General features: G+C 38.0%; 29 protein-coding genes and 1 other annotated feature. Of the genes, 28 read left to right on the forward strand and 1 reads right to left on the reverse strand.

Features of this window, described 5'->3' with window-relative positions:
• Positions 1 to 3 precede the first annotated feature (3 nt).
• The 24 genes from BK137_RS05190 to pheA all read left to right on the forward strand — a co-directional run bounded on the left by BK137_RS05190 (position 4) and on the right by pheA (position 18,234).
• The gene (locus BK137_RS05190) at positions 4 to 1,047 is read left to right on the forward strand and encodes a type IV pilus twitching motility protein PilT (RefSeq protein WP_038187443.1); all 1,044 of its coding nucleotides are present in this window, start codon (positions 4 to 6) and stop codon (positions 1,045 to 1,047) included.
• Complete coding sequence (locus BK137_RS05195) at positions 1,044 to 2,249, forward strand: type II secretion system F family protein (protein WP_038187441.1); 1,206 nt, start codon at positions 1,044 to 1,046, stop codon at positions 2,247 to 2,249. Before BK137_RS05190 ends, BK137_RS05195 begins: the two co-directional genes overlap by 4 nt.
• Before the next feature lie 102 nt (positions 2,250 to 2,351).
• On the forward strand, positions 2,352 to 2,792 hold the full coding sequence (locus tag BK137_RS05200) for a prepilin-type N-terminal cleavage/methylation domain-containing protein (RefSeq protein WP_081730127.1): 441 nt from the start codon (positions 2,352 to 2,354) through the stop codon (positions 2,790 to 2,792).
• A gap of 131 nt (positions 2,793 to 2,923) precedes the next feature.
• A complete protein-coding gene (pilM, locus tag BK137_RS05205; RefSeq protein WP_038187439.1) occupies positions 2,924 to 3,898 on the forward strand; it encodes a type IV pilus biogenesis protein PilM in 975 nt (324 codons plus the stop codon).
• 3 nt (positions 3,899 to 3,901) lie between these two features.
• Positions 3,902 to 4,489, forward strand: coding sequence for a PilN domain-containing protein (locus tag BK137_RS05210; protein WP_038187435.1), 588 nt, complete (start codon positions 3,902 to 3,904; stop codon positions 4,487 to 4,489).
• Complete coding sequence (locus BK137_RS05215; protein WP_038187432.1) at positions 4,486 to 5,196, forward strand: hypothetical protein; 711 nt, start codon at positions 4,486 to 4,488, stop codon at positions 5,194 to 5,196. The genes BK137_RS05210 and BK137_RS05215 overlap by 4 nt, the downstream gene beginning before the upstream one ends.
• Before the next feature lie 21 nt (positions 5,197 to 5,217).
• Positions 5,218 to 5,973, forward strand: coding sequence for a prepilin peptidase (locus tag BK137_RS05220; protein WP_038187429.1), 756 nt, complete (start codon positions 5,218 to 5,220; stop codon positions 5,971 to 5,973).
• Between the two features lie 83 nt (positions 5,974 to 6,056).
• Complete coding sequence (locus tag BK137_RS05225) at positions 6,057 to 6,683, forward strand: hypothetical protein (protein ID WP_051448775.1); 627 nt, start codon at positions 6,057 to 6,059, stop codon at positions 6,681 to 6,683.
• 86 nt (positions 6,684 to 6,769) lie between these two features.
• Positions 6,770 to 7,381, forward strand: coding sequence for a Maf family protein (locus BK137_RS05230; RefSeq protein WP_051448774.1), 612 nt, complete (start codon positions 6,770 to 6,772; stop codon positions 7,379 to 7,381).
• Complete coding sequence (gene radC, locus BK137_RS05235) at positions 7,371 to 8,069, forward strand: RadC family protein (protein WP_038187417.1); 699 nt, start codon at positions 7,371 to 7,373, stop codon at positions 8,067 to 8,069. Before BK137_RS05230 ends, radC begins: the two co-directional genes overlap by 11 nt.
• 94 nt (positions 8,070 to 8,163) lie before the next feature.
• On the forward strand, positions 8,164 to 9,183 hold the full coding sequence (locus tag BK137_RS05240) for a rod shape-determining protein (RefSeq protein WP_038187415.1): 1,020 nt from the start codon (positions 8,164 to 8,166) through the stop codon (positions 9,181 to 9,183).
• Positions 9,184 to 9,196: 13 nt separating this feature from the next.
• Complete coding sequence (gene mreC / locus BK137_RS05245; protein WP_038187412.1) at positions 9,197 to 10,114, forward strand: rod shape-determining protein MreC; 918 nt, start codon at positions 9,197 to 9,199, stop codon at positions 10,112 to 10,114.
• Positions 10,114 to 10,641 (forward strand): rod shape-determining protein MreD, encoded by a 528-nt coding sequence (gene mreD, locus BK137_RS05250; protein ID WP_038188313.1) that lies wholly within the window; start codon positions 10,114 to 10,116, stop codon positions 10,639 to 10,641. The genes mreC and mreD overlap by 1 nt, the downstream gene beginning before the upstream one ends.
• 20 nt (positions 10,642 to 10,661) lie before the next feature.
• Entirely contained in the window at positions 10,662 to 11,333 is a 672-nt protein-coding gene (gene minC / locus BK137_RS05255; RefSeq protein ID WP_038187409.1) for a septum site-determining protein MinC, read from the forward strand.
• Between the two features lies 1 nt (position 11,334).
• On the forward strand, positions 11,335 to 12,132 hold the full coding sequence (minD, locus tag BK137_RS05260) for a septum site-determining protein MinD (RefSeq protein ID WP_038187406.1): 798 nt from the start codon (positions 11,335 to 11,337) through the stop codon (positions 12,130 to 12,132).
• Positions 12,133 to 12,413: 281 nt separating this feature from the next.
• Positions 12,414 to 12,956 (forward strand): peptidoglycan DD-metalloendopeptidase family protein, encoded by a 543-nt coding sequence (locus BK137_RS05265; protein WP_038187405.1) that lies wholly within the window; start codon positions 12,414 to 12,416, stop codon positions 12,954 to 12,956.
• Entirely contained in the window at positions 12,953 to 13,585 is a 633-nt protein-coding gene (locus BK137_RS05270) for a site-2 protease family protein (RefSeq protein ID WP_051448773.1), read from the forward strand. The genes BK137_RS05265 and BK137_RS05270 overlap by 4 nt, the downstream gene beginning before the upstream one ends.
• 45 nt (positions 13,586 to 13,630) lie before the next feature.
• Positions 13,631 to 13,707, forward strand: a sequence feature (ribosomal protein L21 leader region).
• A 13-nt stretch (positions 13,708 to 13,720) separates the two neighbouring features.
• A complete protein-coding gene (rplU, locus tag BK137_RS05275) occupies positions 13,721 to 14,029 on the forward strand; it encodes a 50S ribosomal protein L21 (RefSeq protein ID WP_038187403.1) in 309 nt (102 codons plus the stop codon).
• 15 nt (positions 14,030 to 14,044) lie between these two features.
• Entirely contained in the window at positions 14,045 to 14,383 is a 339-nt protein-coding gene (locus BK137_RS05280) for a ribosomal-processing cysteine protease Prp (protein ID WP_038187401.1), read from the forward strand.
• A 15-nt stretch (positions 14,384 to 14,398) separates the two neighbouring features.
• Positions 14,399 to 14,692 (forward strand): 50S ribosomal protein L27, encoded by a 294-nt coding sequence (rpmA, locus tag BK137_RS05285; RefSeq protein ID WP_038188306.1) that lies wholly within the window; start codon positions 14,399 to 14,401, stop codon positions 14,690 to 14,692.
• Positions 14,693 to 15,041: 349 nt separating this feature from the next.
• The gene (locus BK137_RS05290) at positions 15,042 to 15,578 is read left to right on the forward strand and encodes a Spo0B domain-containing protein (RefSeq protein ID WP_038187388.1); all 537 of its coding nucleotides are present in this window, start codon (positions 15,042 to 15,044) and stop codon (positions 15,576 to 15,578) included.
• Entirely contained in the window at positions 15,579 to 16,868 is a 1,290-nt protein-coding gene (gene obgE / locus BK137_RS05295) for a GTPase ObgE (RefSeq protein ID WP_038187386.1), read from the forward strand. It abuts the gene before it with no gap.
• A gap of 19 nt (positions 16,869 to 16,887) precedes the next feature.
• Positions 16,888 to 17,343 carry an ACT domain-containing protein gene (locus BK137_RS05300; RefSeq protein ID WP_038187384.1) on the forward strand — a complete coding sequence of 152 codons (456 nt, stop codon included), beginning with the start codon at positions 16,888 to 16,890 and terminating at the stop codon, positions 17,341 to 17,343.
• A gap of 15 nt (positions 17,344 to 17,358) precedes the next feature.
• Entirely contained in the window at positions 17,359 to 18,234 is an 876-nt protein-coding gene (pheA, locus tag BK137_RS05305) for a prephenate dehydratase (RefSeq protein WP_038187381.1), read from the forward strand.
• 55 nt (positions 18,235 to 18,289) lie between these two features.
• Here pheA and BK137_RS05310 read toward each other — a convergent pair whose 3' ends face one another.
• Positions 18,290 to 18,823, reverse strand: a complete 534-nt coding sequence (locus BK137_RS05310) for a transcription repressor NadR (RefSeq protein ID WP_038187377.1) — start codon at positions 18,821 to 18,823, stop codon at positions 18,290 to 18,292.
• A gap of 137 nt (positions 18,824 to 18,960) precedes the next feature.
• On the opposite strand from BK137_RS05310, the gene BK137_RS22505 reads away from it, so the two are divergent.
• From BK137_RS22505 to ruvB, 4 genes are all read left to right on the forward strand, one after another.
• Positions 18,961 to 20,361, forward strand: coding sequence for a LysM peptidoglycan-binding domain-containing protein (locus tag BK137_RS22505; RefSeq protein WP_076066811.1), 1,401 nt, complete (start codon positions 18,961 to 18,963; stop codon positions 20,359 to 20,361).
• A gap of 1 nt (position 20,362) precedes the next feature.
• Positions 20,363 to 21,226: a phosphotransferase gene (locus tag BK137_RS05320; protein ID WP_051448771.1), complete on the forward strand. Its 864-nt coding sequence runs from the start codon at positions 20,363 to 20,365 to the stop codon at positions 21,224 to 21,226.
• Between the two features lie 163 nt (positions 21,227 to 21,389).
• Positions 21,390 to 22,010, forward strand: coding sequence for a Holliday junction branch migration protein RuvA (ruvA, locus tag BK137_RS05325; RefSeq protein ID WP_038187374.1), 621 nt, complete (start codon positions 21,390 to 21,392; stop codon positions 22,008 to 22,010).
• 18 nt (positions 22,011 to 22,028) lie between these two features.
• Positions 22,029 to 23,033 (forward strand): Holliday junction branch migration DNA helicase RuvB, encoded by a 1,005-nt coding sequence (ruvB, locus tag BK137_RS05330; protein ID WP_038187371.1) that lies wholly within the window; start codon positions 22,029 to 22,031, stop codon positions 23,031 to 23,033.
• Positions 23,034 to 23,037 lie beyond the last annotated feature (4 nt).

Below are 23,037 nucleotides of genomic sequence, written 5' to 3' on the forward strand. Positions count from 1 at the left end.
GAAATGGCAAAATCTATTATAGAATTACTAATTTATGCGGACGACAGTGACGCTTCAGATTTACATGTAACTGTAGGTGTACCTCCGCATTATCGGATTAACGGACAATTGCAACCGTATGGAGAAGAGAATCTGACACCTGATGATTTAGAGCTGATGATAAAAGAAATTCTGCCTCCGCATCGTCAGGAGGAATATGAAATAAAAGGTGAAGTTGATTTCAACTACTCACTCCCTGGAAGATGTCGGTTCCGTATGAACGCCTATCATCAGCGCAATAGCTGTACATTAGCAGCACGTAAAATTACATCTGAAATTCCAACAATCGATCAATTAGGCATGCCGGAAGTATTGAAAAATTTATGTAGTAAACCCCAGGGGCTCATTCTTGTAACAGGACCAACAGGCTCAGGTAAATCTACAACTTTAGCCGCAATGATTGACTATATTAACACCAATAATGCGAAACATATTATTACGCTAGAAGATCCTATTGAATATTTGCATAAACATAAAATGTCGATTGTAAACCAACGAGAAGTAGGAACAGATACGAATAGCTTTGCAAACGGTTTACGTTCAGCTCTTCGTCAAGATCCAGATATTATTCTAGTAGGAGAAATGCGTGATCATGAGACGATTTCAACAGCAATTACAGCTGCTGAAACAGGACATTTAGTCATGGCGACATTACATACAAGTAGTGCTCCAACGACAATTGACCGTATTATCGACGTCTTCCCACCTCATCAGCAAAGTCAAATTCGTATTCAGCTAGCGAATGTGTTACAAGGAATTATTTCACAGCGACTGTTTAAACGAATAGACAAGCCAGGTAGAGTAGCAGCAACAGAAATTTTAGTACATACTCCATCTGTTTCTAATTTAATAAGAAATGATAAAGTACATCAAATTCCGAATATCATGCAAACAAATCGAGCAGTTGGCATGCATACAATTGAAAGTTCTATTCAACATCTTTTAGCGAAGAAAATAATAGATTTTGAAATTGCCAAAACGTATTTGAATGCAGGTGAATTTGGATGACAGTATATCGCTATAGTGGTCGGTCATCAAAGGGATCTACGGAGAAGGGAACTATTGAAGCTGGCACCAAGCAATTAGCCGTTAAAAAATTGCGAGATCAAGGCATTAATCCTAGACAAATTGAAGAATCCAAAAGTATTTTGCACAAAGATTTATCGCTTGGTAGTGGAGTGAAAAATGAGGACTTTGTTATTTATTGTCGCCAATTTGCAACGCTGATTCGAGCAGGTATATCGATCGTAGAAGCAACACGGATTCTTAGTGCGCAAACGTCTAGTAAGGCGCTAAAAAAAGCTTTAGTTAGTGTGGAAGAGGATATACGCTCCGGTATTGCTTTTTCTGCCTCAGCAGCAAAATATCCTAAGATTTTTCCGACGCTCTTTATCAATATGATGAAAGCTGGGGAAGCAACAGGTAATTTAGATGACACATTAGATCGAATGGCTTTTAGCTATGAGAAATCGTTTAAATTACAGAAGAAGATTCAATCGGCTATGACTTACCCGATTGTGTTAGTTATATTAATCGTTTTTGTGGCCGTTTTTATGCTGCTATGGCTTGTCCCAAGATTTACAGCGTCCTTTGCTAGTTTTGGTGCTGAACTACCAGCCATTACATTGGTTGTCCTGGCATTTAGCGATGCTTTGAAAAAATTCTGGTGGCTATTTTTACTCGTAGCTATAGTTGCAATCGGAGGATTTGCTTTTCTATTTAAGAAGAATGAAAAAATTAATTTTATGACGCACTATATCCTACTGAAAATGCCGATTTTCGGAAAAGTACTGCAAAAATCGGCTATTGCTCGTATGACTAGAACGTTATCAACCTTATTTAGTAGTTCAGTCCCCATATTAAGTGCTTTAGCTATTGTTGAGAAAATTATCGGTAACCCTGTAATAGAAGAAGTGATTAGTGAATCTAAAAGTTCATTAGAAAAAGGGAGTCCACTATCGCAGCCGTTAGAGAAAAGCTGGGTATTCCCACCACTTGTAACGCAAATGGTTGCTATCGGAGAGCAAACGGGTTCTTTAGATTATATGCTAGAAAAAATAGCGGAGTTTTACGAGGATGACGTGGATCGTACAGTCGATTCGCTGAAATCCTTAATTGAACCATTAATGATTTTGCTATTAGCAGCTATTGTTGGATTTATAGTAGCAGCCATTATGCTACCGATGTTTAATTTATATGAACAAATCTAGTGAATTTTTAATTGGAAGGAGGTGAAAGGACAAATGACAACCGAGCAAGTACAACTAACATCTAAGGATCAACTTACATATACGAAAAAAGGAGGTTTTATCATGAATAAGATCAAAAAAATGATAAAAAATGAAAGAGGTATGACTTTAATCGAACTATTAGCAGTAATCGTTATTATCGCGATTATCGCACTAATCGCTATTCCTGCGATTGGGAATATTATAAATAACTCAAATGATAAAGCAATTTTAGCCGACGCTTCAAATATTCTTTCTGGAGCGAAAATTGCATTTACAGATGGAGAATGTTCAGAGAATGAATGTACAGCGGACCAGTTGAAAAGTTTTGTAACTAAAGATGGCACTGATTTATCGGGTGTTTCTGTAAAACGTGCTGATGGTGTTTATACTGTTACGTATCCTGCATTAGCAGAAATGAAAGGGAAATTCAAAGACGAAGCTACAGATGGAACAATTACAAGTGATAAATTAGCGAAATTAATGGGTAACAAGAAGGAAACAACTCCACCGACAGGAAATTAAAAAAGTACAGCAGCCTCCGCTGCTGTATTCCCTTTAATCTTTCGTTGAAGAAAGCCATAGATAGCATTTCAAATGCATTCCCGGCTTTCTCCACCGAAGTATTAAAGCTTTTCGATGTGGGAGGTACTCTGATGATATTTAAGAAGAAAAAGCGACAACTGTCATTTATATATAATGATTATGCAATGCATATGTTAGCAGTCAGTTCAAATGATTTAGAGCAGGCTACAATAGAAGGTATTCCTTTAGATGAAGGTATTGTGGTGGATGGTGTCATTGAAGATGAGCTTTCTTTTTTTGAGCTACTAAAGGAGCAAGTAAAAAAATATGGACTTAAAGGTCAGAATGTACGCTTTTTTGTGCCTGATAGTACAGTCATGATGAAGGTAATTGAGCATCCACAGGAATTAAAGGGAGAAGAAGCGATTAAAGAGTATGTAGAGATGGAGCTAGGACGTTCAATTCATCTACCATTTGAAGATGCACTTATTGATATTTATGATGCACAGGCTGGGGATGGAAAGGCGACTTTATTTGCTACGAGTGCAGATGAGATTCAGAAGTTGACGGGGCTATTAGCTGATGCTGGCTTATCACCTGTTGTAGCGGATATTAAAGCGATTTCTAATCTACGTTTGCTTGAAATGGTTATGCCGAATATACATAACAGCATTACGCTAATTACAGATTGGTCTATTAATGAGCTCTCAATAACAATTTATTCGCAAGGGGAAGTCGAATTTTTACGCTATCAAACGATTAATACAGAGCGTAGTAAATGGTACCCGAAACACACGGAAGATGCTTTTGATTATGCTTACAGTGATGATGTGATGAATTATAAAACAGCATTAATGGAGCCGTTATCTGAAATTGATCGTATTTTAAACTTTTATCACTATTCTTTAAATAAAGGTGAAAAGAGCGTAGGGAATATTGTTGTTATAGGAGATTCTCCTGAGCTGCTATACATCATTGACATGCTAGAAAGTCAATTAACTTTGCCGGTACATACTTTAACAGATTCAGTGATTACTAGTAAGTTTCCTAACTTTAAGGCATCACAATCAAGTTTAATTGGACTAGCCTTAAAGGAGGTAGAGTAGGGTATGATTCCAGATATTAATCTCTTACCTAAGATAGAAAGAAAAAAGACAAATAGTCTACTTTTTTGGTTATTTGTAGCTGTCATTTGCTTGTTATTTATTGCTATTGGGGTGAAATATTTCTCGTTAAAAAGTGAGGTTGAATCTTTGTCCTCAGAGCAACAAGGTTTATCAACAAAAATTGATCGTTATAAAGACCAAATCGCGAATATTCAGAAGCAATCACAAGGTACACTTGCACAATCTGTACAATTTGTTGAATCGGTTTCATACCCGGTTGCACCGATTATTGATAGTTTAGAAGGTCATCTTGAATCGTACGAAAAGCTTACGGATATTAAATACGGTCCTGAAGGTATTGTAGTGACAATCGACTTTGAAACGCTTAACGACGTATCTCTGTATGTTCAAAAATTATTAATGGATCATTTATATACAGATGTCCAAATTGAAAAAGTAACTTCTTTTAAACCAGAAAAAAACGAGTATAATGACGCCGATTCAGATGAGGATTTAGTACCCCGCTATACAGCAGAGTTTAAATTGGCTATTAGTAATTCAGATTTACTTGCGGAGGTAGAACGTCCATGAATTCTTTAGGGAGTAATGAGAAATCAGCATATATTCTTATCGGAATACTTGTTATCACAATCTTAGGCGCTATCTTTTATTACGCGGTATATCCAAAAATGGAGGAAAGTAATTCATTGAAATATCAAATCGCGGATATGAAGAAAGAGGCAGCCACACTAGATGAACAGCTTGATATAATGAAGGAAGAACAAAAAGCTAATGAGAAAAGTATGAGTGAATTAAAAACGAAAGTACCGTTAGATCGTGATTTAAGTAATGTGATTAATGCTATTGAACAAGTGGAATTAGTAAGTGAAACGAATGTAATTGATATTACATTTAATAATTATGATGAGACAGTTAAAGAGACAATCCAAATGGAAGAAACCTCAACAAATAAGGAGCCACAAAATCAAGCAAGTAGTGATAATGTGAATGGTAATGATGAGAGCGAAACGTCGGTTACTCCTGTTTCGCCGATTGCATCTAGTAGTCTACCAGAAAAATTAAAGCTAATATCAATGACGCTATCAATTAATGCAAAGGATAAAAAAGAAATAAGAGCTTTTTTAAAGGAAGTTGAAGTATTGCCTCGTATTATGCGTATTGACTCTGTTGAGTACGAAATACCAAATACAGATGTACAAAGTTCAGGGGCAGATGAAGCGCATGAAGCTACCGTTCAACTCACAGTATTCTACTACGAGGGTTCAGTAGAAGAATAAACTATAATAAGAGGGATATAAATGATAATTGTTTATGCACTATTCTTTTTTATATTTGGTCTAGTTTTTGGTTCGTTTTTTAATGTAGTTGGGTTAAGAGTACCTAAGGGAGAGTCTATTGTTAGCCCGCCTTCACATTGTACAAATTGTCAAAGGCGGTTAACAACTAGGGACTTAGTACCTGTGTTATCTTTTTTGTTTTTGAAGGGTAAATGTAGAAAGTGTGAAACGAAAATTCATTGGGTATATCCGTTAACGGAATTTGTGACAGCTTTTCTTTTTACATTGGCGTATTTGGAATTGGGATTAAATCCTGAATTGATTATTGCACTATTATTTATTTCCTTATTAATCATTATTACAGTTTCAGATATTGCGTATATGTTGATTCCTAATAAGATTTTATTGGTTTTTGGAGTGCTCTTAGTGGTTGGACGTTTTTTCATCCAGTCGAACCCATGGTGGGACAGTATTGTTGGGGCATTTGGTGGATTTTTAATATTATTACTCGTTGCGATCCTGTCGAAAGGTGGGATAGGGGGCGGGGATATTAAATTATTCTTCATCATTGGACTAGTACTTGGTATTTATTCGACATTACTTGCGTTATTTTTGGCGTCGGTTATTGGTTTAATAGTAGGCGTTGTACTATTAAACTACCGAAAGCAAGGGCGTAAAACTCCGATTCCTTTTGGTCCATCGATTGCATTGGCAAGTATCATTACTTATTTTTATGGCGAACAAATTCTCGAATGGTATATGAATTTGTTATTTTAACAAGATAAATTTTATGGACAAGACGACAAGAGTCTTGTCTTTTTTTATGGTCATCATGCTACGGTTAATAGAGGGGTGATGACATGAAATTTGAATCTAGAAATAATAAAAAAATGCTGCTCTTGTCTATGGTGCATGGTGTGATTATTGGTGTGGCAGGAGTATTTCTATTTTTCATTGCATTGCATTTTTTTGATGGACAGGCAGAAAAGCAAGTTACTAATGATAAGAAAACTGCATCTAAAACGACAACAACTGCTAAGGCTGATGACAAAGCATATACCTTTTATGCACAACAGTATGGTGTTTTTTCAAGTGAGCAATCCGCGACAGAATTTTTAGGTACTAATCCGAAACTATATACTAGTGCGATCGTTTCATTTGGCGGTCAATATTTTGTATGGTCTGCAGTTGGAACGAAGGAAAAAGAAATTAAAGAAAGAGTAGATAAAGATTCTTTCGTAAAAAAGATTAGCTTTAGCGGTGCTAAATGTGAAAGTCCGGCACTTGTCGAAATGCCCAAAGTACTGAGTGCATCAAAAGTGTCAAAGTTTACTTTTGAAGGCGGTAAGAAAAAGATTGATCCACCTTCTAAATGGGCTTCTAACATTGAAGCAGTGTCAAAGGTTTCGGACGATATTCTAGTAATCAGATTGCAGCTAATTAGCCATTATACAGCTCAAAACAAATGTCTCAAAATTGGATTTTAAGGTGTTAAAACCCATCAAATCTCGATTTTAACACTTTTGAAAAAAATGTCATTTCGATTATGATGTCAAAAAAGGAGGGAATTGAAATGACTTTAAATCCAGTAACGACTATTGTTTTAGTGAGCCCGAAAGGCAATGCTGAGGATATTTTTGCTCGCATTAAAATACCTTATGAGGTTGAGTATCATCATGTAGCCATTGATTATCCTTCAACTACATCACCTTTGGATTTTACTGTGTACTGTTCTTTTGTGACTTTGTGGCGTCAATTTATGGTAGAGCATAATAAGGCATATATTTCTACGAAAAGAACCGTTAGCATCAATGGTGAAATTATGAGCCCCCCTACTACTAGACAAGCTGCATATCGTTATTTAGCTAAACTATCAAATCGTCAACATATTGTAACGACTGCGATCGCAGTTAGATATCTTGGACAGCTAACAATGGTTGTAGTTGAGTCCAAAGTAACGATGAAAAAATTATCTCAAAAAATAATTGAACATTATGTTGAAACAGGGGAACCTTTTGAACATGATATTGGTTATAATATACAAGGATTAGGGGCAAATTTATCGGAATCTATCGAGGGTGATTTTGATAATGTCGCGGGATTACCAATTGACTCTTTGCAAGAGCATCTAATTAACAAAAAGATTCTCGATGTAAAGGAAGGGGAGATAGTCGATGTCTACTGACACTATTAAACCAATGATGATCCGTGATGTGCACCAAGATGACCGCCCAAGGGAACGATTAAAGCGACAAGGAGCAGAGAGTTTATCGAACCAGGAGCTTATCGCAATATTATTACGGACAGGAACGAAGGAAGAATCTGTTTTACATATTGCAAATCGAGTTTTAACTTCTTTCGAACAGCTTCACGAATTAAAGCATGCAGCCATTGAGGAAATCATGGCTGTTAAAGGAATCGGGGAGGCAAAAGCGATTCAACTGCTAGCTGCCATTGAGCTCGGCAGAAGAATTTCGCAACAGCGAATAGAAGATCGCTATACTATTCGATCTCCTCAAGATGCAGCTACATACTTAATGGCTGATATGACTGCTTTACTACAAGAGCATTTCGTAGTGTTGTTTTTGAATGTTAAAAATCAAATTATTCATAAGCAAACGATCTTCATTGGTAGTTTAAATGCTAGTATCGTTCACCCACGTGAAATTTTTCGTGAAGCTGTTAAACGCTCTGCTGCTTCGCTTGTTTGTGCGCATAATCATCCCTCAGGCAACCCCGCTCCTTCACCAGAAGATATTGAAGTTACAAAACGAATCCAGGAAGCCGGCTATATAATAGGTATAGAGCTTTTAGACCATGTCATAATTGGGGACCACCAATTTATAAGTTTAAAGGAGAAAGGGTACATGTAACACTGTAATTTTTCATTCCTTTCCGTTATAATAAAACTTATGATTTTATGACAGCTAAGAAAGTTATGGCTATAGAGAAAGGAAGAACATAATAGTGTTTGGATTAGGTGGGAAAGATGTCGGGATTGACCTCGGCACAGCAAATACATTGGTATTTATTAAAGGAAAAGGAATCGTACTCAGAGAGCCTTCTGTAGTTGCGAAAAATACAAAAACAGGTGAAATCGTAGCAGTAGGTAACGATGCAAAAAATATGATCGGACGTACTCCAGGTTCAATCGTAGCAATCCGCCCAATGAAAGATGGCGTAATTGCTGATTTTGATATTACTACTACTATGATTCAATATTATTTACGTGAGGCTATGAAATCTTCTGGTGGTAACTGGAAAAAGCCGAATGTGATGATTTGTGTACCTTATGGTATTACATCTGTTGAACAACGTGCTGTTATAGATGCATCTCGTCAAGCAGGCGCGAAAGATGCTTTCACAATTGAAGAACCATTTGCAGCGGCGATTGGTGCTAACTTACCAGTATGGGAACCAACAGGTAGTATGGTTGTTGATATCGGTGGTGGTACTACTGAGGTTGCTGTTATCTCATTAGGTGGTATTGTGACAAGTGAATCTGTACGTGTTGCGGGTGACGCAATGGATCAAGCCATTACAGCTTATATTCGTAAATCATATAATTTAACAATTGGTGAACGTACTTCTGAATCTATTAAAATGGAAATTGGTTCTGCAAGCACTGAAGGTCCAGAAGAGCGCATGGAAATTCGTGGTCGTGATTTAGTAACTGGTTTACCAAAAACAATTGAAATTTCTTCTATCGAAATTGCTGAAGCATTACGTGAATCTATCTCTGCTATTATCGACGGCGTGAAGAAAACATTAGAGCAAACTCCTCCAGAGCTTTCTGCTGATGTTATGGAACGCGGTATTGTATTAACTGGTGGTGGAGCTCTACTGAAAAGCTTAGATAAAGTTATCAGTAGCGAAACAAATATGCCGGTATTTATTGCTGAAAACCCGCTAGATTGTGTTGCGATTGGTACTGGTATGGCGTTAGATCATATTGATTTAGTACGTCGTCAACAAACGAAAGGTTAAGGAGGTTTAGGCAATGCCACAGTTTTTCTCGAATAAGCGATTAATTTTGCTGCTTGTCGGCGTAATTTTCCTAGTGGCATTGATTAGCTTCTCCTTACGCGATCGTCAAAACGCCTCGCTTCCTGAACAAATTATTAAAGATACAGTCGGTTTTGGACAATCTCTAGTGACCAAACCGGCTCACTACATAACAGGAATCTTTAATAATGTCGATGCATTATTAAACACGTATGATGAAAATAAAAGATTAAAATCGCGTTTGGAAGAATTTGCAGTACTGCAGGGCGAAGTCAATGATTTGAAGATTGAAAACGACAAGCTAAGAGCTATAATTGACAAAAAAGAGGATTTAAAGAAATTTAATCCGATTCAAGCAACTGTTATTGCACGAAATCCAGATCAATGGGAAGAAAAGTTAATTTTGGACCAAGGTACGATGGATGGGATTAAAGTCAACATGGCAGTTAGAACATCTGAAGGCTTAATTGGTAAAATCGTGCAAACGACACCGTATACATCAGAAGTAGAGTTATTGACTACCAATAATCCGAACTATCGTGTATCAGCGGTTGTTGCAAATAAAAAACAAGTATTTGGTCTAATAGAAGGTTTTGATGAGAAACGTAACGAATTAATACTAAAACGTATTGACTCTAGTTTGAAAGTGAAAAAGGGCGATAAAGTTATGACATCTGGTTTAGGTGGTATTTTCCCGAAAGGTATTTTAATTGGGGAAGTAACAAAAGTTACTACAGATGATTATGGTTTAACAAAACTTGCTTATGTGAAACCAGCTGCTAACTTTTCTATGCTTGATCATGTCATTATTGCGAAAAGAGATTCTATTAATATTGATGGTTCTGATGGTAATAGTACAAACAATGACGAAACAAATAAAACTACTACTAACACGACTGGGGATGGAGAATGATGGTACGTTTTCTAATTCCTCTAGTCGCTGTTGTTTTGTTCTTTTTGGAAACTGAATTCGCCCTATTCTCACCGATTAAATGGAATGGTGAATTAGCTTATTTAGTACCAAGATTTTTGATATTATATTTGATATTTCTTTCGATATACTACAATCGAAAACGAGCTATGCTATATGGATTAATTTTTGGCCTCTTGTATGATATCTTCTACATTGATATTATTGGATTATATTCATTTTTGTACCCATTTATTTGTTTTATAGCAGGTTCTACAGTAAAATATATCCATCAGCATTTGTTTGTAACAACAACATTATCGCTACTATTAGTCGCGTTATTAGAGATTATCTTACATCAATTTTTCTTATTAATTTCATTTACGACTATTCCATTTTCAGAATTTTTAAATCAGCGTTTAATACCAACAATGATAGCGAACTCGATTTTCCTAATTATGCTTGGTTGGACGTTTAGATATTTAATACAAGCGCGCGTATTGCAAAAAGCAAATCAATCCATTTTATAAAAAATCGTGAGGTGACGCATTTGTCGACAAAGCAGCTAGTCTATATTAAAGGTACGAAGGATGGACTTGTGCTTCGACTAGACGATCAATGCGCTTACTCAGAGTTAATCGATGAACTTAAGCGTAAGGTGTCCGAAGAAGGTATGGAAGGTCAAGCTGAAGTACAGATTCAATTAGGAAATCGTTATTGTGATGAAGAACAATTAAAAGAAATATTGCATATTGTTCAGAAATCCGAGCATTTAAAAGTTTCAAAGATTAAGAGCGATGTAATTTCTGTAGAGGAAAGTAATCGTAGAGTGGTAGAAAGCAGATCAGCTACTTATGTTGGTATCGTACGATCGGGACAAACGATTCGTGCAGAAGGTGACTTAGTAGTTGTTGGAGATGTTAATCCTAACGCTAGAGTTGAAGCAGGCGGTAGTATTTTCGTCTTAGGGCGTTTGAAAGGAATTGCTCATGCTGGTTCAAAAGGCAACCGCGAAGCAGTTATAGCAGCGTCTTGGCTTGAAGCAACCCATCTACTGATTGCTGACTTGATGGAACTTATGACAAATGAATTAGCCGTTTTGTCCGAAACACCTGAAATGGAATGTGCGTACATACATTCAAATGGTCATATTACGATTGACCGCTTGCAAGATTTGCGTTTATTTAGACCAAATCTGTCAACGTTTAAAGGAGGAAGCTAATGTGGGAGAAGCAATTGTAATAACTTCTGGTAAGGGAGGCGTTGGTAAAACAACGACTACTGCAAATCTAGGAACTGCATTGGCCCTTCAAGGAAAAAAAGTATGCTTAGTTGATACAGACATCGGTTTACGCAACCTTGATGTTATCCTTGGATTAGAAAACCGCATTATTTATGATTTAGTAGATGCTATTGAAGGACGATGTAAAATTCACCAAGCGCTTGTTAAAGATAAACGCTTTGATGAATTATTGTTTTTATTACCAGCTGCTCAAACGACAGACAAGACAGCAGTAACACCACAACAAATGAAGCAGTTAATTGGTGAATTAAAAAGAGATTATGATTTTGTGTTAATTGACTGTCCAGCTGGAATTGAACAAGGTTATAAAAACGCTGTTGCGGGTGCAGACAAAGCAATAGTTGTAACAACACCTGAGATTTCAGCGGTACGTGATGCAGATCGCATTATTGGTCTGTTAGAACAAGAAGAAATAGAACCGCCTAAATTAATTATTAATCGGATTCGTCCACATTTAATGAATCGAGGCGATACATTAGATGTGAACGAGATTACTACACACTTATCAATTGATTTGGTAGGAATTATCCCGGATGATGAAAATGTGATTAGCTCATCTAATAAAGGTGAGCCGATTGTGATGGAGCCAACTACGCAAGCGGCTTTAGCATATCGCAATATCGTGCGAAGAATCCTAGGTGAATCAGTTCCACTTATGACTTTAGAAGGTGAGAGTAAAGGCGTTTTCGCTAAACTCAAATCACTATTTTCTAAGTAAGTTCTGAAGATGCTCGTCCATAATAGACAAGCCTTGAAGCCTGGTAAATAATGTTCTCGATTAGTTAGACTACTCAACACATAAAATGTGATGAGTAGTCTTTTTGTTTGGTAGGGAATATGTAAGGTGGAAATAGAACTTGAATTTCAGAGATAGTACAAAAAAGTACTATTAATTTAATTTATTTCTCTCTCTAATTAAAGTTAATATATTACATGTAAATGAATGAAGTACCTTCTCTACTCATATATTGCAATAAAGAATACTATGAGGTGAAGCGTTTGAAGAATAAATTGAAGTGGATTTTGGCATTCCTCATTACACTTTGTGTTGTCATGATTTCAACACTTGAAAAAAACGGCACGATGCAGACGAATATTAAGCAAATTACAAGTACTGGTGAAGATTTTGTAGTGCTACGAAATTGGACAAAGGGTTTGCTTAATCCAGATGCTAAAGAAGTTGATTCAATAACTGTTACAGCTCCTTTATATGAGGGAGAGCTCGCTACATTTTCCACTTTACAGCCGTTCTCGAACGGTACTTTACTGTCTTATAAAGAGAATATAAGTATACGTGCCAAACAAGATGGACTTGTCATTTTCACTGGCCATACGCAATCACTTGGGAAAACGATGACAGTTATTTATGAGAATGGAGAAAATGTTACGTATGGCTTTTTAGACGAATTGACAATATTACCGTATACCTCAGTTAAGGAGGGAGAAACAATTTCGAATTTAACATCAGGGCGTCTTTATTTACAAGTTGAGAAAAAAGGAACTATGCTTGATTCAACCGCGATAAAAGAGTGGTTGAAGTGAGAGAGAAATTAAGCGTATTGAAATTTCGGATACATCCTACAATGATACCGATAATCATTATATTATTGTTATCAGGCAATGTAGCACATTATGCCATGATTCTCGGTTCATTGCTTTGGCATGAATGCGGACATTTAATAGCAGCTAACAAATATAAGCTTAAAATTGAAGGCTGCACGATCATGCCTTATGGAGGGGAAATTAGACTTGCAAAAACACAGCTGATTCGTAAAAAGTATAGGTTGGTTGTTGCGGCTGCAGGGCCGATAGCTACTTCTTTTCTCTTGATTTTAGCTCTGTTCATGCCAGGGGCGATTCAAGAACCGCTGGTATACATACAGTTCTTTATTTTATTTATTAATCTATTGCCTATTTGGCCGTTGGATGGTGGTCGTATAATCGAAATCTTATTAAGTGGAAAACGACCTCTATATGAAATACATGAGTTTTTTTTAAAGTATTCGATTATTACGTGTTTAGCGGTTTTACTGTGCTGTATATTATTATTACCAAAATCGGTATTTTTGCTCTTTTTATTTCTTTTTATTTTATTTCAAAATATAAAAGAATGGCGATATCGGAAATATACTAAAGCATTTGAAAAGTATGCGTTGAATATATTGACGTAATAGTTTCTATGTGGTAGTATTTTAATGTTATTGTTTGTAGCACCCGTGCTACTACAACCGCGCTGAAAAGGTTTTAAGTATCTTTCGGGATCACCTGATTGAGGGCGAGTCTGAGTTATAAGAGGAGGTGCAGATATGTACGCAATTATCGAAACTGGTGGTAAACAAATCAAAGTTGAAGCTGGCCAAGAAATCTACGTTGAGAAATTAAACGCAGAAGATGGTGAAGTGGTTACTTTTGACAAAGTTTTATTCGTAGGTGGCGAAGCAGTTAAAGTTGGTGCTCCATTCGTGGAAGGCGCTACTGTAACAGCTAAAGTTGAAAAACACGGTCGTCAAAAGAAAATCGTTGTTTTCAAACTTAAAGCTAAGAAAAACTACCGTCGTAAACAAGGTCACCGTCAACCTTATACTAAATTAGTAGTTGAAGCTATCAACGCTTAATAGTGAGGTGATTAAATGATCCAAGTAACGATTAATCACGATGAAAAAAGACATGTATCTTCATTTGAAATGAAAGGTCACGCAGATTTTGATGAATCAGGGAAAGATTTAGTGTGTGCAGGCGCATCAGCAATTGCTTTCGGCACTGTTAATGCCATGTACCAACTATTAAATGTGGAACCTACAATTCAGCAAGAGGGTGAAGGTGGATATCTCCACGTCACATTGCCAGCCAATCTAGATGAAGAATTAGACAGTCGCTTACAATTAGTTGTTCAAACAATGGTTGCACAGTTGTATACAATTGTGCAAAGTTACGGACAATATATTCAGATATCATATTCCCAAATGTAGGAGGTGGAACAGATGATGTTATTAACTTTAGATCTTCAGTTTTTCGCTTCGAAAAAAGGGGTAGGTTCTACTAAGAACGGTCGTGACTCTGAGTCAAAACGCCTTGGAGCTAAACGTGCCGATGGTCAATTCGTTTCTGGTGGATCAATTCTTTACCGTCAACGCGGTACTAAAATTTATCCAGGTGAAAACGTTGGCCGCGGTGGAGACGATACACTTTTCGCAAAAGTTGACGGCGTAGTTAAATTTGAACGCTACGGTCGCGACAAGAAAAAAGTAAGTGTATACCCTGTCGCTCAAGAAGCTTAATTTCAAAAGCTAAGGACTGCATTTATTGCAGTCCTTTTTTAAATGAATAAGCAAGTATATATCTTTTAATCATGTCCAGGCATTCGCGCCACCCTCGAGGTCGTTTCAATTCCTCTAATGAAAGTAGGAAAGACAATTTCGTTTTCGGGCGTTCCAACGCTTCTCGGAGGTGAACGGGCACGATTGCGCTTTTATTATTCACTGGTAAAAAGTATGTTTTTAGTAACCAGTTCCTGTTCTAAATCGGCTTTCGCTCAAGTTAGCGGAAGCCTTGTTTTTCTAATGCGAGAAAAACCGATGAAAAATTGGTATACTGAAGACTGAACATCTTATTGGAGGAGTGTGTACAATGACTGAAAAGCCTCTCACCGTAAATGAAGTGCTACGCTTTGCACACCATGATTTTTTAAATCAGCTTCAACTAATAAAGATTAATTTGGATATGGGTCGTGTAGAGGATTCGAAGGAAGTAATTTCTGGAGTGGCCGAACAATGTCGTATCTTTTTCAATATTAATCAATTAGGATTACCAAAAACGATTGAATGGTTACACACATTGAAATGGCGTTATCCGTCCTATCAAGTAACTATTCAAAGTAACGTTGATTCTGAGGTGGATATAGCATTAGATGGACCGATCAAAGAACATTTAGAGCGGACTGTCTCCTATGTATACTCTTCATTAAACCCATATATAGAGCAAAATCTATCACTTCATATCAACTCAACGCAAGAACAATTAGAAATTTCATTTCATTTAAAAGGCTTATGGGATATGGAGCCATTCAAAGAAAAATTAGATCATCAATCCATAATGATTAAAAATAATCATTATACAAATGAAGATTGGTGTTATTGCATAGAAGCAAGCAAGGAGGGTATTTAAATGTTTGTAGATCACGTTAAAGTGTTTGTTAAAGGTGGAGACGGCGGAGATGGTATGGTGGCTTTCCGTCGCGAAAAATTTATACCAAATGGTGGCCCAGCAGGTGGCGATGGTGGTAACGGTGGAGACTTAATCTTTATCGTTGAAGAAGGACTACGTACATTAATGGATTTCCGCTATAAACGTCATTTTAAAGCAGAACGCGGTAATCATGGTATGAGTAAAAACCAACACGGTAAAAATGCGGAAGATTATTATGTAAAAGTGCCACCTGGTACAATCGTAACTTCTGAAGAAGATGGTAGAGTAATTGCTGATTTAGTAGAGCATGGTCAAACGGCAGTTATTGCTCGTGGTGGACGTGGAGGACGAGGAAACTCTCGTTTTGCTACACCTTCAAATCCAGCGCCAGAACTTTCTGAAAAAGGCGAGCCAGGACAAGAACTTAATGTTATATTAGAGTTAAAGGTATTAGCAGATGTAGGTTTAGTCGGTTTCCCAAGTGTAGGTAAATCAACATTACTGTCAGTTGTTACTGCAGCAAAACCGAAAATTGGTGCATATCATTTCACAACAATTGTGCCGAACTTAGGTATGGTTGAAACAGAGGACGGCCGTAGTTTCGCTATGGCAGATTTACCAGGATTAATCGAAGGAGCTCATCAAGGTGTAGGATTAGGACATCAATTCTTACGTCATATTGAACGTACGCGCGTAATCGTGCATGTGATTGATATGTCTGGTATGGAAGGTCGCGATCCTTACGACGACTACTTAACGATTAACAAAGAATTAGAACAATATAATCTACGTTTAACAGAGCGTCCACAAATTATTGTTGCCAATAAAATGGACATGCCTGATGCGGAAGAAAACTTACAAGCTTTCCGTGAAAAAGTTGGAGAAGATGCGAGAATTTTCGCGATTTCTGCTGTTTCACGTAAAGGATTGAAAGAATTACTATTCGCTGTAGCAGACTTATTAGAAGTAACACCTGAATTTGCATTGAACGATGTGGAAGAAGAAGAAACGGATGCGACTGTTTTATACAAACATGAATCACAAGGTCCGGACTTCGAAGTTTCACGTGATGATGATGGTTCTTACGTATTAAGCGGCTCTTCTATCGAAAGATTATTCAAAATGACTGACTTTAGTCGTGAAGATTCAATTCGACGCTTTGCTCGTCAATTACGCGGAATGGGCGTTGACGAAGCATTAAGAGAACGTGGCGCTGAAAATGGCGATATTGTTCGATTACTTGAATTCGAATTTGAATTTATAGAGTAAGAATTTAGGGGGAAAAGAGATGAAAAATGTAGCAGATCAACGCTATTATTTAGTACGCGAAGATGTTCTAACAGATGCCATGCAAAAGACACTTGATGCAAAGTATTTATTACAGACAGGTGCCGTTTCATCAATATGGGATGCTGTTAAGCAAGTAGATTTATCTCGTAGTGCATTTTATAAATATCGAGATGCTGTTTTCCCCTTCCACTCTATCGTTCAAGAACGTATTTTAACTGTTTTTTTACAGCTAGAAGACCGTAAAGGGACATTAGCACGTCTATTATCGACTGTTACAGAAACACATTGTAATATCTTAACTATTCACCAAACGATTCCGATTCAAGGAAGAGCGAACGTGACATTATCGTTAGATGTGACAGCGATGGATATAGAGTTAGATGATTTAATACAGCAACTAAAAAAATTAGATTTTGTAGAGTCAGCAGAGGTAATTAGTTCAGGAGCATTATAAGGGGGCTTTTTTGAATTGACATCAAAAGAGTGGGAAAATAGAGTGGCTTATTTAGGCCCAACAGGCACGTTTACGTATTTAGCTACGCAAGAGTTATTTCCAAACGAATGGCTTATTCCTTACAAAACAATTCCAGAGTGCATTGAAGCGGTCGCATCCAATCAAGTGGATTTAGCAGTAGTACCTGTAGAAAATGCGCTTGAGGGATCTGTACCGTTAACGATTGACTATTTATATCATGAAGCGGATTTATATGTAGTTGGAGAAGTTTTATCTCCAATTGCACAACATTTAATGGTAAATCCAAAATTTGCTGATCATTGGGAAGGTATTGAGGGTATATATTCACACCCTCATGCACTTGCTCAATGTCATAAATATTTGTACTACAGATTTAGAGGAATTCAGTTAAATCCAACGACATCGACGGCAGCGGCAGCACAGTATATAGCTGAAAACCCAGATCAATGTATTGCTGCAATTGGTAACAGTTCGGCAGCAGAAACTTATGGCTTAAAAATTGTTCAAGATAATATTCATGATTTCCATTTTAATCATACACGCTTTTTTGTTTTATCTAGAACCAATCAACGGATTGAAAGAGATCATCGTGATGAACAGATAAAAACAACGGTAATGATTACATTACCTAATGACCGTTCAGGAGCATTACATCAAGTACTATCCGTATTTGCATGGCGTCAAATCAACTTAAGTAAAATCGAGTCAAGGCCGTTAAAAACAGGACTGGGTGACTATTTCTTTATCGTTGACGTGTTAGAAGATGAAAATGCACCAATGATGAGAGGTGCGATGGATGAGCTATCTGCATTAGGATGCTCAGTGAAATCACTCGGCACTTATTATACATACCAAAATAGCCATGACTGATATACGAGAAAAAACTCTTAGCATCTTTGCTAAGAGTTTTTTTGTATGCTGGTATTTAATTTGTCGTAATTAAAAAGCCTTTCGATTGTAATTGCTGTATAGCAAAATCTATTTTTTCTTCAGAGGAAGCAGAAATAAGATGGATATGAATTCCTTCTGTTAATTCCAATAGAAGATTCGAATTTGTATCGGCAAGCTTTTGCATAAATTGTTGAACGTCATGACGACTAGAGACCATAATGGAAGCGGTAATCTCTCCATATACGGCATGTTCTACAGTAACGTTTTTGACTGTGACTCCCGCATCGACAAATATATTTAATTCTTCTTCTGTATCGGCAGATGTATGACGACATGCAATCTGACGTTCACAGCAGGTTGTATCTTCATTAGAAGTAAATAGTATATACCCTTGGCTTGTCGCCATAATCGGTATGTTACGTGCTTTTAATAAGGCCATATCACTGACAATAACTTGTCTCGAAACGCTGGTGCGTTTAGCAAGTTCAGTACCCGTAATTGGTTGTCCCTCTTGCTTTAACATGTCTAAAAGAATATCTCTACGTTCTTCTCCTAATAATTTTTTCATCTAAATCACCTCGAATACAAGCATAAATTGCCCTTCTCAACTCATAGTGTAACATGAAAGGCACTCACTGAAATATAAAATCGGGTGACCAATTGTGAAAGCTTTTCATATGATAGAAAGACGGAAGGAGGAAAAAAATGCGCACTCATACGGTCCAAAAAGGCGATACTTTATGGAAAATCGCAAGACAGTATGGCATTTCTTTTGAAGATTTGAAACGCTTAAATGCTCATTTGGCGAATCCGGATTATATCGTACCGGGTATGGAAATTTTCTTGCCTGCTGTACCAAAGAAGGAAGCGCCGAATCACTCACATAAGGAGCACCCAGTGAAAGAAGCACCAATACATCAGCCAGTAAAAGAAGCACCGATACACCATCCGGTGAAAGAGGCACCGATACACCATCCAGTGAAAGAGGCACCGAAACATCACCCGGTGAAAGAAGCACCAAAACACCAACCGGTGAAGGAAGCACCAAAACATTATCCTGTAAAAGAAGCACCAAAACATGTACCAGTAAAAGAAGCGCCGAAACATGTACCAGTAAAAGAAGCACCTATTGTAGAGCCGGCACCAATTCCACATATGCATCCACATGTGCAACAACGTCCAGTCAAAACACGTATAGAGTTTGTTGAACAACATGAGGAGGAAATAATTATTCAACCGTTAGTAGAAACTAAACCAACAAAACCTATACAAACAAGCCCATCAGGGGAGATGCCACCAAGTCCACCACCACCAATTCCGCCAATGGGAATGCAGCCATGTCCACCGGAAATGCCGTCATGGCCACAGATGGGGATGCCACCATGTCCACCGGAAATGCCGTCATGGCCACAGATGGGGATGCCATCGTGTCCGCCGTCAGGAATGCCGCAGTGGGGTGGTGCAGAACAAATGCCGATGCCTATGCCAATGCCGCAAGTACCAAATTGGCAAAATCAACAGCCTTGGCCACCAATGGGAATGCAATCAAGCCCACCGATGGGAATGCAACCAAGCCCACCAATGGGAATGCAACCAAGCCCACCAATGGGAATGCAACCAAGCCCACCGATGGGAATGCAACCAAGCCCACCGATGGGAATGCAACCAAGCCCACCGATGGGAATGCAACCAAGCCCACCGATGGGAATGCAGCCAAGTCCCCCATCAGGTTGGCAAATGCCTGAATCAACTAGAGATTGTGGATTTGATGAGTCTCCATTTATGGGACATCATCATGGTCCGCTACAACCAATGCAGCCGCAATGGCAACAACCAATGCAACCAGAATGGCAGCAACCAATGCAGCCACAGTGGCAACAATCAATGCAACCGCAGTGGCCGGTTCAGGGACAACAATGGCAGCAACCTGACATGATGATGCCAAGTATGCCAATGCAATTCTATCCAACGCCAATGCCGATGCCGATGCCGATGCCAACGCCAATGCCAATGCCAATGCCAATGCCAAATTGGAATACTTCTCCGTGCGGTTGTCAGCAACCACAACCGTACCCGCAGCCGAGAACCTCTGTAGACTATAATTGATGTGAATCAAAGCGGTATTTTCAGGAGGGTTAAGCCAAACGTTTGGCAATGGACTATTAATGGGCATAATTATTCGATTAAACGCTACACGAATAAAGGGACGGCTGACAAGGTTCGTATTGTTCATCAACAATTAAAAAAGGCTAAATTTCCGAATATATTACCGGTTATTGCAAGTGATGATCCTACTGCTATTGTGCAACCGTGGGCATCTAATGTGCGAGCGGTAAAATTTAATCGTATGCAAGAACGTACTAAGACGTTAGAATTATTATATAAATTACATGCAACAAATAGTGACATTAATTGGCCTGAGTTTGGGGTATTTTTGCCACAATATGATTTACAGTTAAAATGGCAGGATCGTTTATCAAAATTCAAGGCTAAAAAAGAACAAATAGCCCAGTTTTTGGGCGTCCCAGCTGTAGATCAGCTTATTATTTATGCGGAACAAGCTTTAAAAAGTATGCAACTAGTAAAAAATAAAAAAACAACAATTTTGCATGGAGATGTTGTGCATCATAATTTTCTAATGACGGAGAAAGGCAAGGTGTATTTGATTGATTTTGATTTAGCAGCAGTTGGTCATGCTGAAGATGAAATCATCATGTGGATGCATCGTGTACTTCCTCATGTAGATTATAATTTGCCTAAACTTTTAGAGGAGCAGCCACTTTTGCAGGGATTTCCGAAAGAGCAATTACTGGCGATTCGTTATCCTAATGAGCTGTTAAGAGAATGGTTATATGTTGATGTCATTGCTACACAGCGCAAAGCGGCTTTCATCGAAGAACTTGTGGCATTTACGAATGTGGCGCTCTCATCTTGGCCAAAATTATGGTATGATAGTGGAAGTCTGGAATAGAATAGGTGTTTGTCTTTTTTGAGAAAAGAAAATGACAAATAAAGCTTCAGATAGGTCGTTTAGGCGATCTATCTTTTTCTACTGCCATTTGGACAAAGGTCCGACATCCTAATGTAACAAATAATATGCTATAATCATAGCGTTGAATATAAGGGGAATTGCCATGTATGACTACATAATTGGACAAGTAACAAGAGTTACTCCAGAATATATTGTCATGGAGCAGCAAGGGATTGGCTGGCAATTATATACGCCAAATCCGTTTGCGTTTCATGTTCAAGAGGAATCACTGCAAGTCTATACGCATCATCACGTAAGAGAAGATGCACATCTACTATTTGCTTTTAAATCGTTAGAGCAACGTGAACTATTCCGCAAACTGATACAAGTATCAGGTATTGGACCTAAAGGAGCAATGGCCATTTTAGCAAGTGGCAACCCATCTCAAGTTATCCAAGCAATTGAGCAAGAAGATGAAGTTTTCCTTGTAAAGTTCCCAGGTGTCGGAAAGAAAACTGCTCGCCAAATGATTCTAGATTTAAAAGGAAAACTAGATGCTTTACTTGAAAATGTTGAGTTACCAAGTGGAGAAGATGAATTGCCGCTATTCGGAGTGAATCCGAATAAACATGAATTAGAGGAAGCTTTACTAGCGTTAACGGCATTGGGATATTCGGAGCGTGAGTTAACGAAAATTCGACCGCAACTTGATGAAGATAATCAGCTTTCATCAACTGACGCCTATATGAAGAAAGCCTTACAACTATTATTAAAACAAAAATAAAAGAAAGGAGGAATAGTTATGGACGAGCGTGTTGTATCGAGTGAAGTATCCAATTTTGATGAACAATTTGAACAGTCATTAAGACCTCAAAATTTGGTTCAGTATATTGGTCAGCAAAAAGTAAAAGACAATTTGAAGATATTTATCGAAGCAGCGAGAATGCGGGAAGAAAGTCTTGATCATGTGCTTTTATACGGACCTCCAGGGCTCGGTAAAACGACTTTAGCGGCTGTTATTGCTAATGAGATGAATGTCCAAATTCGCATGACGAGCGGACCAGCAATTGAGCGTCCAGGAGATTTAGCTGCAATCGTCAGTTCTCTTGAGCCAGGGGATGTCCTATTTATCGATGAAATTCATCGTCTACCCCGAGCGATTGAGGAAGTATTGTACCCCGCAATGGAAGACTTTTGTTTAGATATTGTCGTAGGGAAAGGTCCTGCAGCGCGCTCTGTTCGACTTGACTTACCTCCTTTTACATTAGTAGGAGCAACTACAAGGGCAGGCGCATTATCAGCTCCCCTTCGAGATCGCTTCGGCGTGTTGTTAAGATTGGAATATTATGACGAGCTTTCATTAACAGAAATTGTTTGTAGAAGTGCTGTGCTATTTGATGTGAACATTGATAAAATAGCAGCAAGAGAAATTGCTCGCCGGTCCCGTGGGACACCCCGTGTCGCAAACCGATTACTAAAAAGAGTTAGAGACTATGCTCAAGTTATTGGAGACGGGGATATTACACTAGAAATGGCACAAGCTGCACTAGAGTTGTTACAAGTCGATCCGTTAGGTTTAGATCATATCGATCACAAATTAATTTCTACGATGATTGAACGTTTCCGAGGCGGTCCTGTTGGTTTAGATACGATTGCAGCAAGTATTGGGGAAGAATCAATGACAATTGAAGATGTCTATGAGCCCTATTTAATGCAGATTGGTTTCATCCAGCGAACACCAAGAGGACGCTTAGCGACTACATTAGCTTATGAGCATTTTGGCTATCCATTGCCATCACAAACATAAAACA

It is taken from the genome of Viridibacillus arenosi, from assembly GCF_001955655.1.
Lineage (GTDB): Bacteria > Bacillota > Bacilli > Bacillales_A > Planococcaceae > Viridibacillus > Viridibacillus arenosi.